Source organism: Bacillus sp. AFS055030 (genome assembly GCF_002574545.1).
In the GTDB taxonomy this organism is placed as follows: domain Bacteria; phylum Bacillota; class Bacilli; order Bacillales; family Bacillaceae_G; genus Gottfriedia.
Window position 1 is genome coordinate 228,787 of record NZ_NUGT01000015.1, and the last position, 15,134, is coordinate 243,920.

The following is a 15,134-nucleotide window of genomic DNA, read 5'->3' on the forward strand; positions in this document are numbered from 1 at the left end:
CCTCCATCTTAATCATTTCTAATTGTTACAGTACCACTTGTATCGTAAATTGCCAACACTTTGAAGAATGATTTATGAATTGATTGGGAAATTTACACAATAGAGTTTAGTTTTTTAAATATATTATATGGAGGAAAACAATGCGAAGACGTTTTTTCCAAATCGCCACGATTTCATTAATTGCCAGCCTTACATTGACCAGCTGTACTAGTCAAAATAATAATATAAGTGCGTCAGAGAAAGAAAAAGAAAAAGATTTTAAAATTGGAATTGTTATGGGGAAAACTGAAATAAATGATAAAGGATTTAACCAAGCAGTTTGGGATGGAATAAAAAAAACTGGCAAGAAACATGATTGGCAGGAAAATAAAAATTATGTAAAAACGGATATCAAAACAGACAAAGCAGCAAAAAAAGAATTATTGAAGTATGCAAAGAAAAATTATGATTTAACATTTGGAGTCGGTTATTCATTTCAAAAAGCTATCTCTGAAGTTGCAAGTAAAGCAAAAAAATCCGACTTTGTCATAATTGACGGGATTGTTGAAAAACCAAATGTTGTAAGTGTTATTTATCGTGAAGAACAATCAGCATTCCTCGCTGGTGTTGCAGCAGCAATGAACACAAAAACTCATAAAATTGGATTTATAGGTGGTACAAAAGATAAATTTTTAAAAAAATTTGAATATGGATTTAAAGCAGGTGTTATGTCCGTCGATCCAAAAATAAAAGTATTGACCAAATTTGCAGATTCATTTAATAAACCTGCTGATGGAAGTAAGTTAGCAAAAGCCTTATACAATGAAAAGGGTGTTGATATCATTTTCCAAGTAGCAGGAAAAACAGGATTAGGTGTATTTACTGAAGCCAAAAAATTAAAGAAAAATGGTAAAAAGGTTTGGGTAATTGGTGTTGACCGGGATCAATATAAACAAGGATTACCGGAAAATGTCACTTTAACATCAGCAATTAAACGAATTGATAAAGGTGTAGATGAAGTTATCACAAAAAAATTAAAAGGGAACTTCCAAGGTGGGCGCATTTTGAGATGGGGCATAAAAGAAAATGGCGTTGATCTTGCAAAAACCTCTAAGAATTTAAATAAAGACACAAAAGAACAAATTGATTTATATAAAGCAAATATAAGAACAGGACATATCGAAGTACCAGAAACAAAAGAAGATTTTGATAACTTCTCTCCTACAAAACCTGAAAAGGGAGAAATTAAAAAGAAAAAAGTAAAAATTGGTAAATAAAAAAAAATCTTGTCCAATAATATGAATATTCTGCATATAGTATAGTACCAACAAAAAAAGTTAGGTGTGATACTATGTCAATTCGAGATTTCATATTACTCTTCTATTGTTTTATCATTTTTTTATCTGTACCAATCGGGTATAAGTATGCTTCAAAGAAAACAAAAGAAACTGGACAATTTTTACCGTATTTAGTAGTATCGCTTGCCCTTGTTTTAGCGGACGGAATCCTTTCTATTTTAGTTTGGTCACTATTTACATCAAAAATGGATACATTCATGTATATAGGTGGATTACTTACTGGCATGATTTTCACATCAATCTGTGGTCTTTTACTACTAGCCGTTTTACTATTAAGAAGAAAATATTTTTTAAACTCATTTGCTGATTTTAACACAGCAAGAATCGGAACGAATCCACCTCCTAATGATCAATCTAACAATGATTTTAAGAAATAGGGCCCTATGCTCTATTTCTTTTTTTACTTGTCAATTAGTTATTTTAATAATTTTCATCAATTCGAAGCTAATAAATTGAGATTTAGTTCTAATTTTGTTTATACTTTCTTTAATTGATCTAGGAGGTTTCATAATGAAAGTTACAATTTATTCGGACTATGTATGTCCGTTTTGCTATTTAGGAAAAAAACCACTCGAGGATGCTCTTAAGGAAGTTAACGGTGTAGAGCTTGAATGGAAACCATTCCAATTAAGACCTGAGGGAGCTGAACCATTAAGTCCAAATAGTTCTTATATCCAACAAGGATGGAAATTTGGCGTTCAACCACTAGCGCAAAAACTTGGTGTTGAGATGATTTTACCAACGATGGATCCCCATCCTTCAACTAAAAAAGCTCATAGAGGCTTTTTATTCGCAGAGGAAAATGGAAAAGGCGCAGAATATGCTCAAGCTGTATTAGCAGACTTTTGGACAAAAGGCAAAGAAATTGGTGATGTAAACGTACTTGCAGATATCGCTGAAAAACTTGGCTTAGACCGTGCTAAATTCATCGAAGCTGTATCGAATACAAAGTATGATTCATCCATCCAAAACCCTAATTTTATTAATGCAGTACCAACTTTCATCATTGGTGATCAAGTTTTACAGGGTGTTCAAAGTAAAGAAGCATTTATTCAAGCTTTAAACAACCAAAAACTAGTTGAACAGTCTTCATTAAGCTGCGATATTGATGGAAACTGTTAATAACCTTTAACCTTTAATCAAAAAGGATTCCCTTTTAGTTTTTTTAAATTATGGGAAATCCTTTTTTGTTTTCTAAAGGATTGTTACATTTCCCTGGATAAAACAACAGGACTTCAGATTCAACAAGCTTGATTTGGAAAACTTAACTAGCACTTTACGTTCAAATCGATAAATCTTCAAAATGGATTATCAAAAACCAAGCAAATGGATTAAGATAACCCATTTTAGATAAGATGAAATTCTTAATAAAGAACAAAATAACAAATCATTTCTCTACTACTTTAACTAAACTCCAATCGATCACAAACGGGTTACCAGTTAAATTTTTTCTTACTTCAGATACAATACTCGTTTGCTTTTTTACAACTTCTGATTGAATAAATTTTCCTCCGTCCCCACTACCATCATAATACAACGGCTTCTTCTCCATTATGTCACCTCCATTAATTATCATTGAATCATATTCTCTTTTTGTGTCGAAAATCCCTTTTTAAAATTGGTAATTCACAAAACTTTTTACTCAAAAACTAATTTCATATGAGCAATTTGTAACTCATCAACTATCTTACGCTAAGAACAGGATACCTATTTCTTTAATTATTTAATTTTTCTTACTATAATTACCATATAAATCTATTTCGAAAGGTGTTTTTCTCATGATAAAAGTTGGTATTATTGGTCTTGGCGCGATTGCCCAAAGATTAATTCCTTTATTTTCAAACCACCAAGAAACAAAAATAGTCGCAATATGTGACACATTAGAAAAAAGAGTTCAAGAAACAAGTAGCCAATTAGAATCCGTTTTAACATTTACAAATCATCTTGAAATGCTTGAAAATGCTGAACTTGACCTCGTTTATGTTACAGTACCTCCAAAATATCACTATTCGGTCGTAACGGATGTAATCGCAAAAGGAATGAATGTACTTTGTGAAAAACCTTTAGCAAATTCTACGGATGAAGCGCTAAGACTTTATACTCAAGCTAAAGAAAAAGGTATTTTTCATGCTATGAACTTTCCATTAAATTACAATGTTGGTAGTAAATCTTTTGCTAGCCTTATTCAATCAGGATATGTTGGTGACTTAAGAAGAATCGAGTTAAAGATGCGGTTTCCAAATTGGCCAAGATTATGGCAACAAAATGAATGGGTTGCTACAAAAGAACAAGGAGGTTATGTACTAGAGGTTGGTGTTCATTATATTCAACAAATTCAAAAGATCTTTGGTAATATGAAAGTCAAAACGAAACAAATTCAATATCCCGCTGACCCTATTTCATCTGAAAATGGAATTATCGCCCTTTTAGAATTAGAAGATGGCACTCCTGTATTAATAGATGGGTTAAGCCAAATTGCAGGTGATGAAGAAATTAAATTTACAGCATATGGTTCTAAAGGAACTCTTTCATTAGTAAACTGGGCTAATTTAGAAGGCGGAAAGATCGGCGAGCCAATTAGGCAAATAGAAGCAGATCAATCTCTAGGAGATTCTTTAATTGATCATTTAGTAAAAGGTCTAAAAGGTGAAGAAGCAACAATTATAGATTTCTCTCATGGCTATAACGCACAAGTAGTATTAGAAGCTTTAAGAGGTTAAATTTATACATAAAGGAAAAAGGTGCTCTCTTAATAAAGAAGCACCTTTCATAACATTTTTAAAAGATTGGTTTTATTTTACCGGAATCCAAATTTCAGTATAATAATCTTCACTAAATGGATTTCCTTCTGGATAAAGTTCAAACTCTGGAATTCCTGCGTGAGAATAACCACTTGAAGGAAACCATTCCGAAAAAATCTTCTTCCATGCCGATTGCATTGCATGTGGCATTGCTCCGTGAACACCAAATACAGCCCATTTTGATGCAGGAATTTCATGATGATAAAAACCTTCTGGTGCAACTCCTTCGTATTCAGTTGCAACCCAATATTCTAGCAGATTTTTTGATTTTTGTTCCTCGCTCATCATACAAACACCTAAAACACCTTTAATGTTACCATTATTAATTTCGTACAAACGGTCACTCGTACCATTCTTATTAACCTCTTCCCACATTTTAGGAATCAATTGCTGTTGTTGATCATTTAAATAAGAAAACTCTTTTTTCACCCCAACTACTTGAAAAGCATTTTTTTCAACAATATTAAATTGCATTGGTTCTGCTCCCTTCAAACTCACCTGAATAACGAGGCGGTTATATGATTTTAGATTACCAATAAATTTTCTTGCTTCACTTGGTGTTACATCATGCTGTCTTCGAAACGCTTTTGAAAAAGCTTCAGGAGAGTCATAACGATACTTCAAGGCAATATCAATTATTTTAAGATCAGTAGTTGTTAATTCATTTGCCGCTAGCGTCAACCTTCGTCTTCTTATATATTCAGCGACATTAATATCAGTTAAAATTGAAAATATTCGCTGAAAATGAAAAACAGATGAGTTAGCTTGTTTGGAAATTTCTTCAATCGTTAACTCATTTAATAAATTATCCTCTATATAATCAATTGCCTTTTGTAAAGATTCAACCCAGGTCATGTAACTCCTCCCTTAATGACATCCTAACAAAGTAGGATTATTCAGTCCTGTCTTTTTATGCTCTTTAGTGACAGATTATTAATTAGTCTCTTTTCGATCAGCCATTGATAAAATAACAATTGTACTAATAATACAAAAGCTTCCGATCCAATCTATCATTTCAAAATTTACTTTTAACCAAATTACAGATAGTACAGCTGCAGATAATGGCTCCACACAAGCAAGTAAACTAGATTCAGAGGCATTAATATACTTTAAACTCTCTAAATAGCAGTAAAAAGCAATCAACGTTCCAAAAATAACAATAAAGATTACTGCGAAATATGCACTCATCGACCAATGACCTTGGAAATTAAAAGGTGAATGAATGAAGCTAAAACAAATTCCACCTAATAACATTCCCCAACCGACTACAATTGTTGACCCAAATTTTTTCAAAAGATTTTGAGGCTGTATTGAATAAAATGCTAAAGCAAAAGCTGAGGCTAGCCCCCAAAACAATGCCCATCTTGTAATGGTCAATCCTTTAATCGTTCCATGTGTTACCAACAAAAATGTCCCCGCAAGCGCTAAAATGACAGCCAGTACTTCTTTACTAGTAGGCATTTTCTTGAAACGGATTGCTAAGTAGCATGTAATAATGACAGGTGCCAAATATTGTAAAATTGTAGCTGTAGCAGCATTTGAAGCTTTTATTGCGGCGAAGTATGTATATTGAACTGCTAACATCCCTAAAATACTAAAAAACAATAAACTTAATATATCCTTCTTATCCTTCCAAATATCTATTATATTCCTCTTTTCTTTCATTCTAGCAAAAATTAGAAGAATAATTCCTGAAAACAATAATCGAATAACGACTAACCATTCAGGACTAAAATGATTTCTTTGAAACACAAATTGTGCAACAGTCCCAGATATTCCCCATAATATTGCTGAAGTTAATACGAGAATAATACCTTTCGTTCTAGAATTTGTTAAAGCGATCTTTTCTGCACCCATTTTTACTCCCTCCACAAAAACAACAAACCAATTTAAGTTAATAGAAGAATCGTACCTAAATAATCAGAATATATCAATCAAAAATCTTTGCCTATAATTAGATTAATTGTGAAATTGTGTTTAGAAAATGGTTAATTGGAAAAATTGAACATATATGATGTTGTATTAATTGATTTAGGAGACAGATCTATGAATGAATTATATGAATGTATCATAATAGGGGGAGGATTCGCAGGTTTACAAGCATCCATTCAGCTTGGTAGATACAATAGGAATGTACTTGTTATTGACTCAAATTATGGGCGTTCAACATTATGTAAATCATATCGTAATATTTTAGGTTGGCCAAATAGTATAAGTGGAAAAGAGCTAAGACAATTAGGAAGAACTCATGCAAAAAAATATGGTGTATCATTTACCGAAGATAAAGTAATCCGTATACAAATCGTAAACAATCAATTCTTAATTGAGACGAAAACAGGAAAATCTTATTCTTCTAAAACAATCTTACTAGCAACTGGACTAATTGATCAAATTCCACAAATTAAAAACCTAGTCGATTGTCTTGGATCGACAATTTTTGTCTGTCCAGACTGTGATGGATATGAAATTTTAAATAAAAGTGTTTTAATACTTGGAACTGGTCATGTTGGTGCAAATCTTGCAATAACATTAGCTTATTGGTCAAAGCAAATAACTTATATAAATCACGACGGACCTGAACTTGATTCCAAATTATATGTCCGACTACAAAAAATGGGTATAGCCTACCGAGAAGAAAAAGTTAAGGAAGTACTAAAAGAAGACGATTCCACTTTTAAAGGAATTTGTTTACAAAGTGGTGAAATAGTTTATGGCGACCGAGCTTTTATTGGTTTTGATGGAAACGAAGTACAAAATAATCTCGCTATCCAACTAGGCGTAAATCTTTTAAATAATAAACATGTTATTGTAGACCCACGTACAAAGGAGACGAACATCCCAAATGTCTGGGCAGCTGGTGATCTAGTAGCCCATTCTCAACAAGTCACAATAGCCATGGGTGATGGTACCCAAGCTGCTGTTTGGATTCAAAAGAGATTATTAGAAATGAGTGAAAAAGATTCATAAACAACTTTCAAAGAATAGCAATTGAATCTTTTTAATCTTTACACAGCACAAGCAAAAAATTCCCAATTAACCTCAATCATTTTTTAGTTTGTATTGAAGTTAAACAAAAAAAGTATTACATCATTTAATGACATAATACCTTTTGGCTTTGCTTAAAATTGATTTTAGAAAAATACAGTAATTAAAGTATACATCGTGACGATTGCCAAAATAAACACTACAATTGGTATCAATATTCGAATAAAAGTTGATGGCATTCGATATCGTCTAAAAGTATCTTCTATACAAATAATACATAGTAAATAAATTAATCCTGAGATGATTGCTCTAGCTAAATCAAAACTCCCAAGTGATTTAATGGCGTGATGAACATGATGAAATAGATAAAATTGTACAAGATTAAAAATTAAAAATAATAAAAAATAATAAAATATACTTAATATATAAGTACTAAATTTTATTTTTTCACGCTCAGTATTTTGACGCTTTTTAAAAATGCGCTTTTTATGTCGCTCTTTCCTCGGTATAAATTGTTCTTCCATTTTTAGTACATCCTTAGTTTAAAAAATTGAATTATTTAAATCAAATTCTTACCTATATTGTACATAAACATTCCATTATTTAAAAATTTATAATACTTCTATTTGAAATTAAGATCAATTAATTAATCATGAAAATTATTATACCAAATCTAGGTGAATATTTACTATTTTTTTCCATAAAAATAAAAAAGTCTACTAAGTTCTAATCTAATTACATTTCATCACTAACAAAAAAAGTGTACTTAGAACTAGTCTAAGTACACCATCTTTAGATTATTTTTTAAAATCCGTGTAAATATGAATTGCATCTCTTAAAAATTCAGCAGTGCCATGTTGTTCTTTATCGTAGTGTGCTTTAAAGCGTTCATCGTCTACATACATTTGAGCTAAACCAGCGTGCGCTTCTTTACTATATTGATCCCAATAAAATGTTAACCATTGTTTATGCAAATCAGCTGCTTTTTGTGCAATTTCACTTGATGGATCACCCGTTTTAACTGCTTCAGCTAATGTTTTTGCTAATTCATCAGCCAGTCTCGTTACTTCTTTATGCTCTTCTTCTGTCATGTTCATTACTTTTTGATTTGCTTTATTAATAGCTTCATCTCCGTATTTTCCACGTACTTCTTTTCCGTATTTTTTTTCATTTTCTTCGATCATATCTTTCTTAAAGCCTTCAAATTTTTCTTTATTTGACATTTTCATTCTCCCTTCTGTTTGAGCAATTGACTTTTCAACATTTGAAATTAATAAATCCAATTGCTTTCTTTTATCAAGAAGCTGTTCTCTATGCTCTTTTAACGCCTTGGCACTATTAAAATCAGGTGATGTAATAATTTCTTTAATGTTTTCTAAATTCATACCTAGTTCTCTAAAAAATAAGATTTGTTGTAAGCGATCTACTTCCGCTTGCCCATAAATCCGATATCCTGATGAGTTAATTCTTGCCGGCTTAAGAATCCCAATCTCATCATAATATCTTAAAGTCCTAGTGCTAATTCCTGCTAGAAGTCCAAGCTTTTGTACTGTATATTCCATTACGATAACCTCCTGACATCTTTACATTACACCTTTACGCTACGTTAAGGTCAATTCCATCCTTACTTTTTTTTAGAATTTTTTTTGAGAAGGTTTCATTATCTTTTGATATCATTCTATCTTACAAGACAAAAAAATCCCCTCTGTTAGGGGATTTCATCGTTTAGACAAACTACAATATTATTATTTTCCTGTAAATTCCTTCATACCATTTGTACCACCAAATGGTTTTCCACCGGGAGCGTGTAAATGACGAACTGCTAGTTTAAATCGCTTATTTGAAGGTATTTCTTGTTTAAAAGTGAACAAGAATGAATTGTTATCACCTTGTACCTTTGTAATTGTAACTTGATTAGTTGATAAAGCATTCCTTGCATTAAATTGACTTTTGCTTCCAAGTGATGCAATACCTGTAGGGATTGTATCAGATAAACTTTGAATCCAATAAAATGATGCTTTTGTCCCTAAATTAATATCAACTTGTGAATCAAAAGTTACTAAGATCTGATTCGTCGAAACCTGGAAAATATCAGTTAAATAAGGAATTTGTTTTACAGTTTGGTTTGGCTTATATCCTTCAATACGCAAAAATTCCTTTTTGTTTGCATTTACCTGCTTAGTTCCTGGAAGAATAGAAGACATTACAATCAATAAAATCATAATCTTATAAAAAAATTTCATTATATTCTGCCTCCCTATATGTGTATAACAATTTTATAATTTGATGTTTTGGCGAAATATATACTTAGTTTTTTAAAATTTCATCAAAACGTAGACTAGTCCTATTTTTACTACTTCTTCAGATCAAAAAAGAGGCGCACTTTTATTTAAATAACGGCTAATTAGATAAAAAAATTGATTTATCTCTAAAATAGTGGCAAACTATCTATAAGACTTTAGAGAGAATTATAGGTGTAATTATGATTGAAATTAAAACTTCTACGTTGAGTGATGGTGAATTTAATCGAGGTGTCTTTGCAACACGTGATATTGCAAAAGGTGAGCTAATACACGAGGCGCCAGTTATTTCTTACCCGAACGAGGAACATGAACATATTGAGAAAACCTTATTAGCAGACTACGCATTCGAATATGGCATTAATCATTCAGCTATTCTTTTAGGATATGGAATGCTATTTAACCATTCTTATGATGCAAATGCTACTTACGATATCAACTTTGATAATCACACATTTGATTTTTATGCTTACAAAGACATAAAAGCTGGTGAAGAAATTTTGATTAATTATAATGGTGAAGTAGATAATATGGATCCACTTTGGTTTAATAAAGATTATGAAGAAGTTATGAGCAAGGAAAAGGAAAAAGAAACCAAATAATTGGTTTCTTTTTCTTTTTTAAAGATTGATGGCACCATAAATTAATGCACCGAGTACTACAAAAGCCGGATGAATTTTAAATTTTTCCATTAAGAAAAATGTACAAACTGCAATAAAAATTACTTGGAATGCCCCAATTTGGTGAAACGAATCATAAAAAGATTGATATGTCAGAAGGCCTAACAGTACAACAATTGTCGGTTTTACATATGCAGTCATTCTCTTCACTCGAATTGAGTTCCGATTTTTATAAAGTAATCCAATTAATAAAATCATTAGTAATAAAGAAGGAAATACAGTTGCAAAGACTGCGATGAATGAACCAAAGATTCCTCCAATTTTATATCCAATATAGCCAGCCATTTTTGTGGCAATTGGCCCTGGTAAGGCATTCCCCATTGCAAATGCTTCATGAAATTCTTGCTGAGTTAACCAATGTTTTTGTGTAACAACATCATTTTGAATTAATGGGATCGTAGCAGGCCCACCACCATAACCTAAAAGATTCGTTATAAGGAATGAAAGAAATAATTTCCAATAAATCATTCGTTTGTACTCCCCTTCCTCGTCTGCTGTTCATTAGAGGAAGTTGCTTTTACTGGTTGGAAGATTGCAAATAGTAATAAACTACCTATTATGATCGCCGGGTGTATGTGTAAAAATTGAATTAGAAACAGACCAATAACTAAGTGAATTAATATTGTTGGTGTTTTCAACCCTTTTTTTGAACTTTGATAGAATTGCCATGTTAATACACCTAACATTACTCCCACAACTGGTACAATTGATTCCTTCATCCCATTTACCCATTTAATCTCTTTAAAAGACGATAATGATGTTAAAAGTATAATCATTAAAAAAATTGTCGGTAAGATCGAAGCAATGATTGCATTAAGCATTCCGAGTATACCACCAATACGATATCCGATATAACCTGCTAATTTAGTATTGATTGGACCTGGGAGCATATTACCAATTGCTAATATTTCAGAAAACTCCTCGTCTTTCATCCATTTATACGTATCGACGACTTCTTTATAAAGTAGAGGAATCGTTGATGGTCCCCCACCATATCCTAAAATACTACTTCGAAAAAACGCGATGAATATTTCTAATTGTTTCATTCAATCAAGTCCTTTTCAAATTTACCAACATGCTACAACGTCCTTTATTTTTTGTTAAAAATGCCGGAATAATCTTATGTTATGATTTTTTCTCACCCTTTATTACGTTGGCATTTGTTTCATTTTAAACTGTCATTTCCTTCTTGGCTCAATTGCAATCGATTCATTGGAAAACAAACTGTCCTTATCTTTACATTCGATTATAGTTTAGTATCCTCCCTACTAAACTATCAATCTAATAAAAGAATCTATTAGAATTAATGTCTAATTCAACTAAATATCTTCATTTTCGTTATATACATATTAGATGCATGTCCATTTCAACGAAAGATACTTTGAATACATTATCATAGGAGGGATAAATTAATGTTGAAACTTTTTTTAGATCCAGGGCACGGTGGCTCTGATTCAGGTGCGGTAGGAAATGGTTTAAAAGAAAAAGACTTAACTTTAGATATCGCATTACGAATAAGAGACTTATTAAAAAACTATAATGATGTTGAAGTTAGAATGAGCAGATCTACCGATACAGATCGTTCTTTATCTGAACGTACTAACGATGCAAACTCATGGGGCGCTAGCTACTTTTTATCTGTTCATATCAACTCATTTAATACATCAGCGTCTGGTTATGAGGATTATATCCATGATAGTTTGTCAGATACGTCTACTTCAGCTAAGTATCGAAACGATTTACATGCAGAAATCGTTAAGCTTAATGGTCTAACCGATCGGGGTAAAAAGAAAGCTAATTTTCATGTATTACGTGAATCAAATATGCCAGCGATTCTGACAGAAAATGGATTTATCGATAATGCTAGTGATGCAGCAAAACTGAAAGACCCAAATTGGCGTCAAAAAGTAGCTCAAGGCCATGTAAATGGATTAGTAAAAGCATTTAACTTAACAGCAAAGGCTAAATCTGACATGCATAGAGTAATCGTAGACGGAGTACAAATTGGAGCATATCAAGATGATCAAAATGTACTAAATGCAGTAGAACAACATCTTCCAACAGCAACAAAAATTATTATCGAAAAAGTTTAAACGGTTAGATTAACGATTTGAAGACTGTCTAATTCATAGACCGTCTTTTTTTCGTTCAAAACAAAACAATAGTCAACTAAAAAAGACCTTCGACTAAAAGCTCAGCTGCAATTTACTCAATAGATTTCAATATATCTAAAATATTATTTGAGTCAATTTTCTTTTTTTGCCTCCCTAAACTAATAACTTGTTCGCCATATTTATGTTGCAATTTATGTAATGTTTCAAACAGTGGTTCGTGTTTGGCATCCTTTTCAAAAGAAAATAGATCCAATTGCTTTGATATTTCATCTTTTGGATTTAATTGTGATGCAGTTACTCCAATTAAACGTAATGGTTCTCCGTTCCAATTTCTTTTCCATAGATCAAAAGCTTCTTTAAAAATTTCGTTAGCTTGTTGTACAGGAGTAGTAAGTTTTTTACTACGATTGATTGTTTTTCGGTCACTAAATCGAAGTGTAATTGTCACAGTGTCTGCAACTAAACCTTTCTTAATTAAACGATCCGCTACACGTTTAGATAGAGCTTCAAATTTTTCTGCAATCATTGGTTCCTCAAAAACATCAAAAGAAAATGTTGTTGATTGCCCAATTGTCTTATGTGAAAGCATACGACTTGGATCTACTTCTCTCTCATCTATTCCATTAGCTTTATTTCTTAAAGATTTACCATTTACACCTAATAATTCCATTACTTGTTTTTCATTACTTTTTGCCAAATCTTCTATAGTAATAATGCCAATTTCATTTAACTTTTCTTCAGTTTTCTTACCAATACCATGCATCTCTCCTACTTTTCTAGGCCATAAAATAGAAGGAACATCTCTTTTACGGAGTACAGTAATTCCAAGTGGTTTTTTCATATCTGAGGCTGTTTTCGCAAGAAATTTATTTGGACCAATACCGATACTGCAAGGCATGTCTAGATCTTTTAACAACATAGACTGAATCAATTCAGCTATTTTAATCGGATGTCCTAAATTTTCATCACAATCGGTTATATCAATATATCCTTCATCAATTGATGCCACTTCAATCTTAGGACTTATTGCCCCTAATTTTTCAAATATTTGCCTTGAGACTTTACGGTAAGCTTCAAAATTTGGAGTTTTCACAATCATCTCCGGACATTTTTTTCGCGCTTCCCATAATGGCATTGTTGCCCGAATTCCATAAGCTCGAGCTTCATAACTTGCCGTTACGATAATTCCCCTGCGCTCTTTTTCATTGCCAGCCACAACTACAGGTTTACCTTTTAATGATGGATCATTCGCTATTTCAACCGAAGCAAAAAATGAATTCATATCAACATGTAAAATGACTCTTCCGCTCTTTGGTGCCCATTGATTCATTGCTACACCTCCTATACTAATATAATATCATTTTTTTAAATTCCAATTTACTTGTGTGCTATATATAGTTAAAACTTATTTTATCTAAAACTAATATCTAATTATTATAAACGTTTTTGTATAAAAGAAAAAAAGGTATGCAAAGTAAAATTAAAAAATTCTTCATTCAAAAAGTGTAGAAAAAGGCGTTGTTAGAGAATCCAATATAAATTAGAAGGGATATCGTTAAACGGTGAACCTCCTTTAAAATGTATAAAAGCTATTTCGTTCAATATGAATCCTTTCACTCTAAGTCCTATTTACTTCTCATAAAGTCCAAAAAGAGATAAAATAAACCTATCTAAATTGTATTTTTTGAAATTAATGGAGGTATTTTCTTTTGAGTAACGAAAATCAATCAATGTATGATTATATAGGAAAAGAAAAATTAGAAGAGCTAGTGGATACTTTTTATTCATATGTTTCAAAACATGAGAGACTTGCACCAATATTTCCTGGTGACTGGGAGGAAACAGCACGTAAACAAAAACTATTTTTAACACAGTTTTTAGGTGGACCACAATATTATAGTATGGAACGTGGTCATCCAAGAATGCGTGCGCGTCATTTGCCTTTTCCAATAACAATTGAATTAGCCCATGACTGGTTAGATTGCATGGGAAAAGCTATGGATGATGTTGATTTAGATGAAGAAATTAAAGAACCGTTATTACAACATTTAAGAAATGTTGCTTATCATATGGTGAACAATGAATAATCTTTAGGGGATATTATATGAGCGAAAGGCCGATTATTTTATTTGATGGTGAATGTATTTTATGCAATGGAGCTGTTAAGTTTATTATTAAACATGACAAAAAAGGTTATTTTCATTTTGCCGCGCTACAATCCACATTTGGCGAAAAGCTTAGGAAGGATCATCCCGAGCTTAGTTCAATTGATTCAATTATTGTAGTACAAAATGGAAGCATAAAAATTGAATCTTCTGCTGCACTTTCAATTGCAAAAAGATTAGATGGTTGGCCAAAATTTTTCTATGCCTTTATCATAATCCCACCAACAATACGTGACTATTTATATAGACTAATCGCAAGAAATCGCCTTAGATTCTTTGGAAAAAACGAATCGTGTATGATTCCATCAAAGGAAATTAGGGATCGATTTTATTTATAAAAGGCCTCCTCAAACGAAAAGAACCCCAAGGTTATCATTTTTCCTTGTGGTTCTTTTTAAGTTTACTTCCAGATCCTTAAAATTAACTTTTTATTAGAAATCTTGTTAAAGCGAGCCCTATAAATCCAGCACCCATCCCAATAAGCCAACCCGAGTGAGATTCATGTAATAAACTTCCAATTCCTCCGCCTAGAAACATACAGCCTACAAAAACGATTCCTCCAATACCAGCACCTTTATTTTTCAAAATCTGACCATCCTCTCAGGAATAAAATCTTCCTATCTATTAATGATTAGATATCTTTTTGTATTTCTCTATTTTTTTATTTAGTTTTTCCCTAAAAAATTCCAGTAATATTTTCTAATTTACTTATTTATTAGAATTTTATTTTTATTTAACACTAAATTTTATAT

The 15,134-nt window shown here is 31.8% G+C and carries 19 protein-coding genes; 9 read left to right on the forward strand and 10 right to left on the reverse strand.

All coding sequences use genetic code 11. The features are described from left to right. Nucleotides 1-140: 140 nt before the first annotated feature. From CN925_RS06240 to CN925_RS06250, 3 genes are all read left to right on the forward strand, one after another. The gene (locus tag CN925_RS06240; RefSeq protein ID WP_098845391.1) at nt 141-1,256 is read left to right on the forward strand and encodes a BMP family lipoprotein; all 1,116 of its coding nucleotides are present in this window, start codon (nt 141-143) and stop codon (nt 1,254-1,256) included. Between the two features lie 74 nt (nt 1,257-1,330). Next, nucleotides 1,331-1,714, forward strand: coding sequence for a hypothetical protein (locus CN925_RS06245; RefSeq protein WP_098845392.1), 384 nt, complete (start codon nt 1,331-1,333; stop codon nt 1,712-1,714). A 133-nt stretch (nt 1,715-1,847) separates the two neighbouring features. Continuing rightward, complete coding sequence (locus CN925_RS06250; protein WP_098845393.1) at nt 1,848-2,459, forward strand: DsbA family oxidoreductase; 612 nt, start codon at nt 1,848-1,850, stop codon at nt 2,457-2,459. Between the two features lie 265 nt (nt 2,460-2,724). Here CN925_RS06250 and CN925_RS21225 read toward each other — a convergent pair whose 3' ends face one another. Further along, entirely contained in the window at nt 2,725-2,889 is a 165-nt protein-coding gene (locus tag CN925_RS21225) for a hypothetical protein (RefSeq protein ID WP_180232872.1), read from the reverse strand. Nucleotides 2,890-3,115: 226 nt separating this feature from the next. Here CN925_RS21225 and CN925_RS06255 point away from each other — a divergent pair, with 226 nt between their 5' ends. After that, nucleotides 3,116-4,057, forward strand: coding sequence for a Gfo/Idh/MocA family protein (locus tag CN925_RS06255; protein ID WP_098845394.1), 942 nt, complete (start codon nt 3,116-3,118; stop codon nt 4,055-4,057). Nucleotides 4,058-4,129: 72 nt separating this feature from the next. Here the strand turns inward: CN925_RS06255 and CN925_RS06260 are convergent, their stop codons facing one another. After that, nucleotides 4,130-4,993, reverse strand: coding sequence for an AraC family transcriptional regulator (locus tag CN925_RS06260; RefSeq protein ID WP_098845395.1), 864 nt, complete (start codon nt 4,991-4,993; stop codon nt 4,130-4,132). A gap of 78 nt (nt 4,994-5,071) precedes the next feature. After that, entirely contained in the window at nt 5,072-5,995 is a 924-nt protein-coding gene (locus tag CN925_RS06265) for a DMT family transporter (RefSeq protein ID WP_098845396.1), read from the reverse strand. A gap of 189 nt (nt 5,996-6,184) precedes the next feature. On the opposite strand from CN925_RS06265, the gene CN925_RS06270 reads away from it, so the two are divergent. Further along, the gene (locus CN925_RS06270) at nt 6,185-7,105 is read left to right on the forward strand and encodes an NAD(P)/FAD-dependent oxidoreductase (RefSeq protein WP_098845397.1); all 921 of its coding nucleotides are present in this window, start codon (nt 6,185-6,187) and stop codon (nt 7,103-7,105) included. A 164-nt stretch (nt 7,106-7,269) separates the two neighbouring features. On the opposite strand, the gene CN925_RS06275 is transcribed toward CN925_RS06270, so the two are convergent. The 3 genes from CN925_RS06275 to CN925_RS06285 form a co-directional block, all read right to left on the reverse strand. After that, nucleotides 7,270-7,647, reverse strand: coding sequence for a hypothetical protein (locus CN925_RS06275; protein WP_098845398.1), 378 nt, complete (start codon nt 7,645-7,647; stop codon nt 7,270-7,272). Between the two features lie 273 nt (nt 7,648-7,920). Beyond that, nucleotides 7,921-8,685, reverse strand: coding sequence for a MerR family transcriptional regulator (locus CN925_RS06280; protein ID WP_098845399.1), 765 nt, complete (start codon nt 8,683-8,685; stop codon nt 7,921-7,923). Nucleotides 8,686-8,868: 183 nt separating this feature from the next. Beyond that, nucleotides 8,869-9,366 (reverse strand): hypothetical protein, encoded by a 498-nt coding sequence (locus CN925_RS06285; protein ID WP_098845400.1) that lies wholly within the window; start codon nt 9,364-9,366, stop codon nt 8,869-8,871. A gap of 239 nt (nt 9,367-9,605) precedes the next feature. On the opposite strand from CN925_RS06285, the gene CN925_RS06290 reads away from it, so the two are divergent. Next, a complete protein-coding gene (locus tag CN925_RS06290) occupies nt 9,606-10,025 on the forward strand; it encodes an SET domain-containing protein (RefSeq protein ID WP_098845401.1) in 420 nt (139 codons plus the stop codon). Between the two features lie 18 nt (nt 10,026-10,043). Here CN925_RS06290 and CN925_RS06295 read toward each other — a convergent pair whose 3' ends face one another. Together CN925_RS06295 and CN925_RS06300 are read right to left on the reverse strand one after the other, a co-directional pair. Next, nucleotides 10,044-10,571 (reverse strand): chromate transporter, encoded by a 528-nt coding sequence (locus tag CN925_RS06295; RefSeq protein ID WP_098845402.1) that lies wholly within the window; start codon nt 10,569-10,571, stop codon nt 10,044-10,046. Then, nucleotides 10,568-11,149, reverse strand: coding sequence for a chromate transporter (locus tag CN925_RS06300; protein WP_098845403.1), 582 nt, complete (start codon nt 11,147-11,149; stop codon nt 10,568-10,570). Before CN925_RS06300 ends, CN925_RS06295 begins: the two co-directional genes overlap by 4 nt. 366 nt (nt 11,150-11,515) lie before the next feature. On the opposite strand from CN925_RS06300, the gene CN925_RS06305 reads away from it, so the two are divergent. Further along, on the forward strand, nt 11,516-12,196 hold the full coding sequence (locus CN925_RS06305) for an N-acetylmuramoyl-L-alanine amidase family protein (protein WP_180232873.1): 681 nt from the start codon (nt 11,516-11,518) through the stop codon (nt 12,194-12,196). A gap of 112 nt (nt 12,197-12,308) precedes the next feature. On the opposite strand, the gene CN925_RS06310 is transcribed toward CN925_RS06305, so the two are convergent. After that, nucleotides 12,309-13,547 (reverse strand): DNA polymerase IV, encoded by a 1,239-nt coding sequence (locus tag CN925_RS06310; RefSeq protein ID WP_098845404.1) that lies wholly within the window; start codon nt 13,545-13,547, stop codon nt 12,309-12,311. A 379-nt stretch (nt 13,548-13,926) separates the two neighbouring features. Between CN925_RS06310 and CN925_RS06315 the strand changes: the two genes are divergently transcribed. Beyond that, nucleotides 13,927-14,304: a globin domain-containing protein gene (locus tag CN925_RS06315; RefSeq protein ID WP_483295168.1), complete on the forward strand. Its 378-nt coding sequence runs from the start codon at nt 13,927-13,929 to the stop codon at nt 14,302-14,304. Nucleotides 14,305-14,321: 17 nt separating this feature from the next. Further along, nucleotides 14,322-14,720 carry a thiol-disulfide oxidoreductase DCC family protein gene (locus CN925_RS06320; RefSeq protein ID WP_098845405.1) on the forward strand — a complete coding sequence of 133 codons (399 nt, stop codon included), beginning with the start codon at nt 14,322-14,324 and terminating at the stop codon, nt 14,718-14,720. A gap of 82 nt (nt 14,721-14,802) precedes the next feature. On the opposite strand, the gene CN925_RS21230 is transcribed toward CN925_RS06320, so the two are convergent. Then, nucleotides 14,803-14,967 (reverse strand): hypothetical protein, encoded by a 165-nt coding sequence (locus CN925_RS21230; RefSeq protein WP_180232854.1) that lies wholly within the window; start codon nt 14,965-14,967, stop codon nt 14,803-14,805. Between the last annotated feature and the right edge of the window lie 167 nt (nt 14,968-15,134).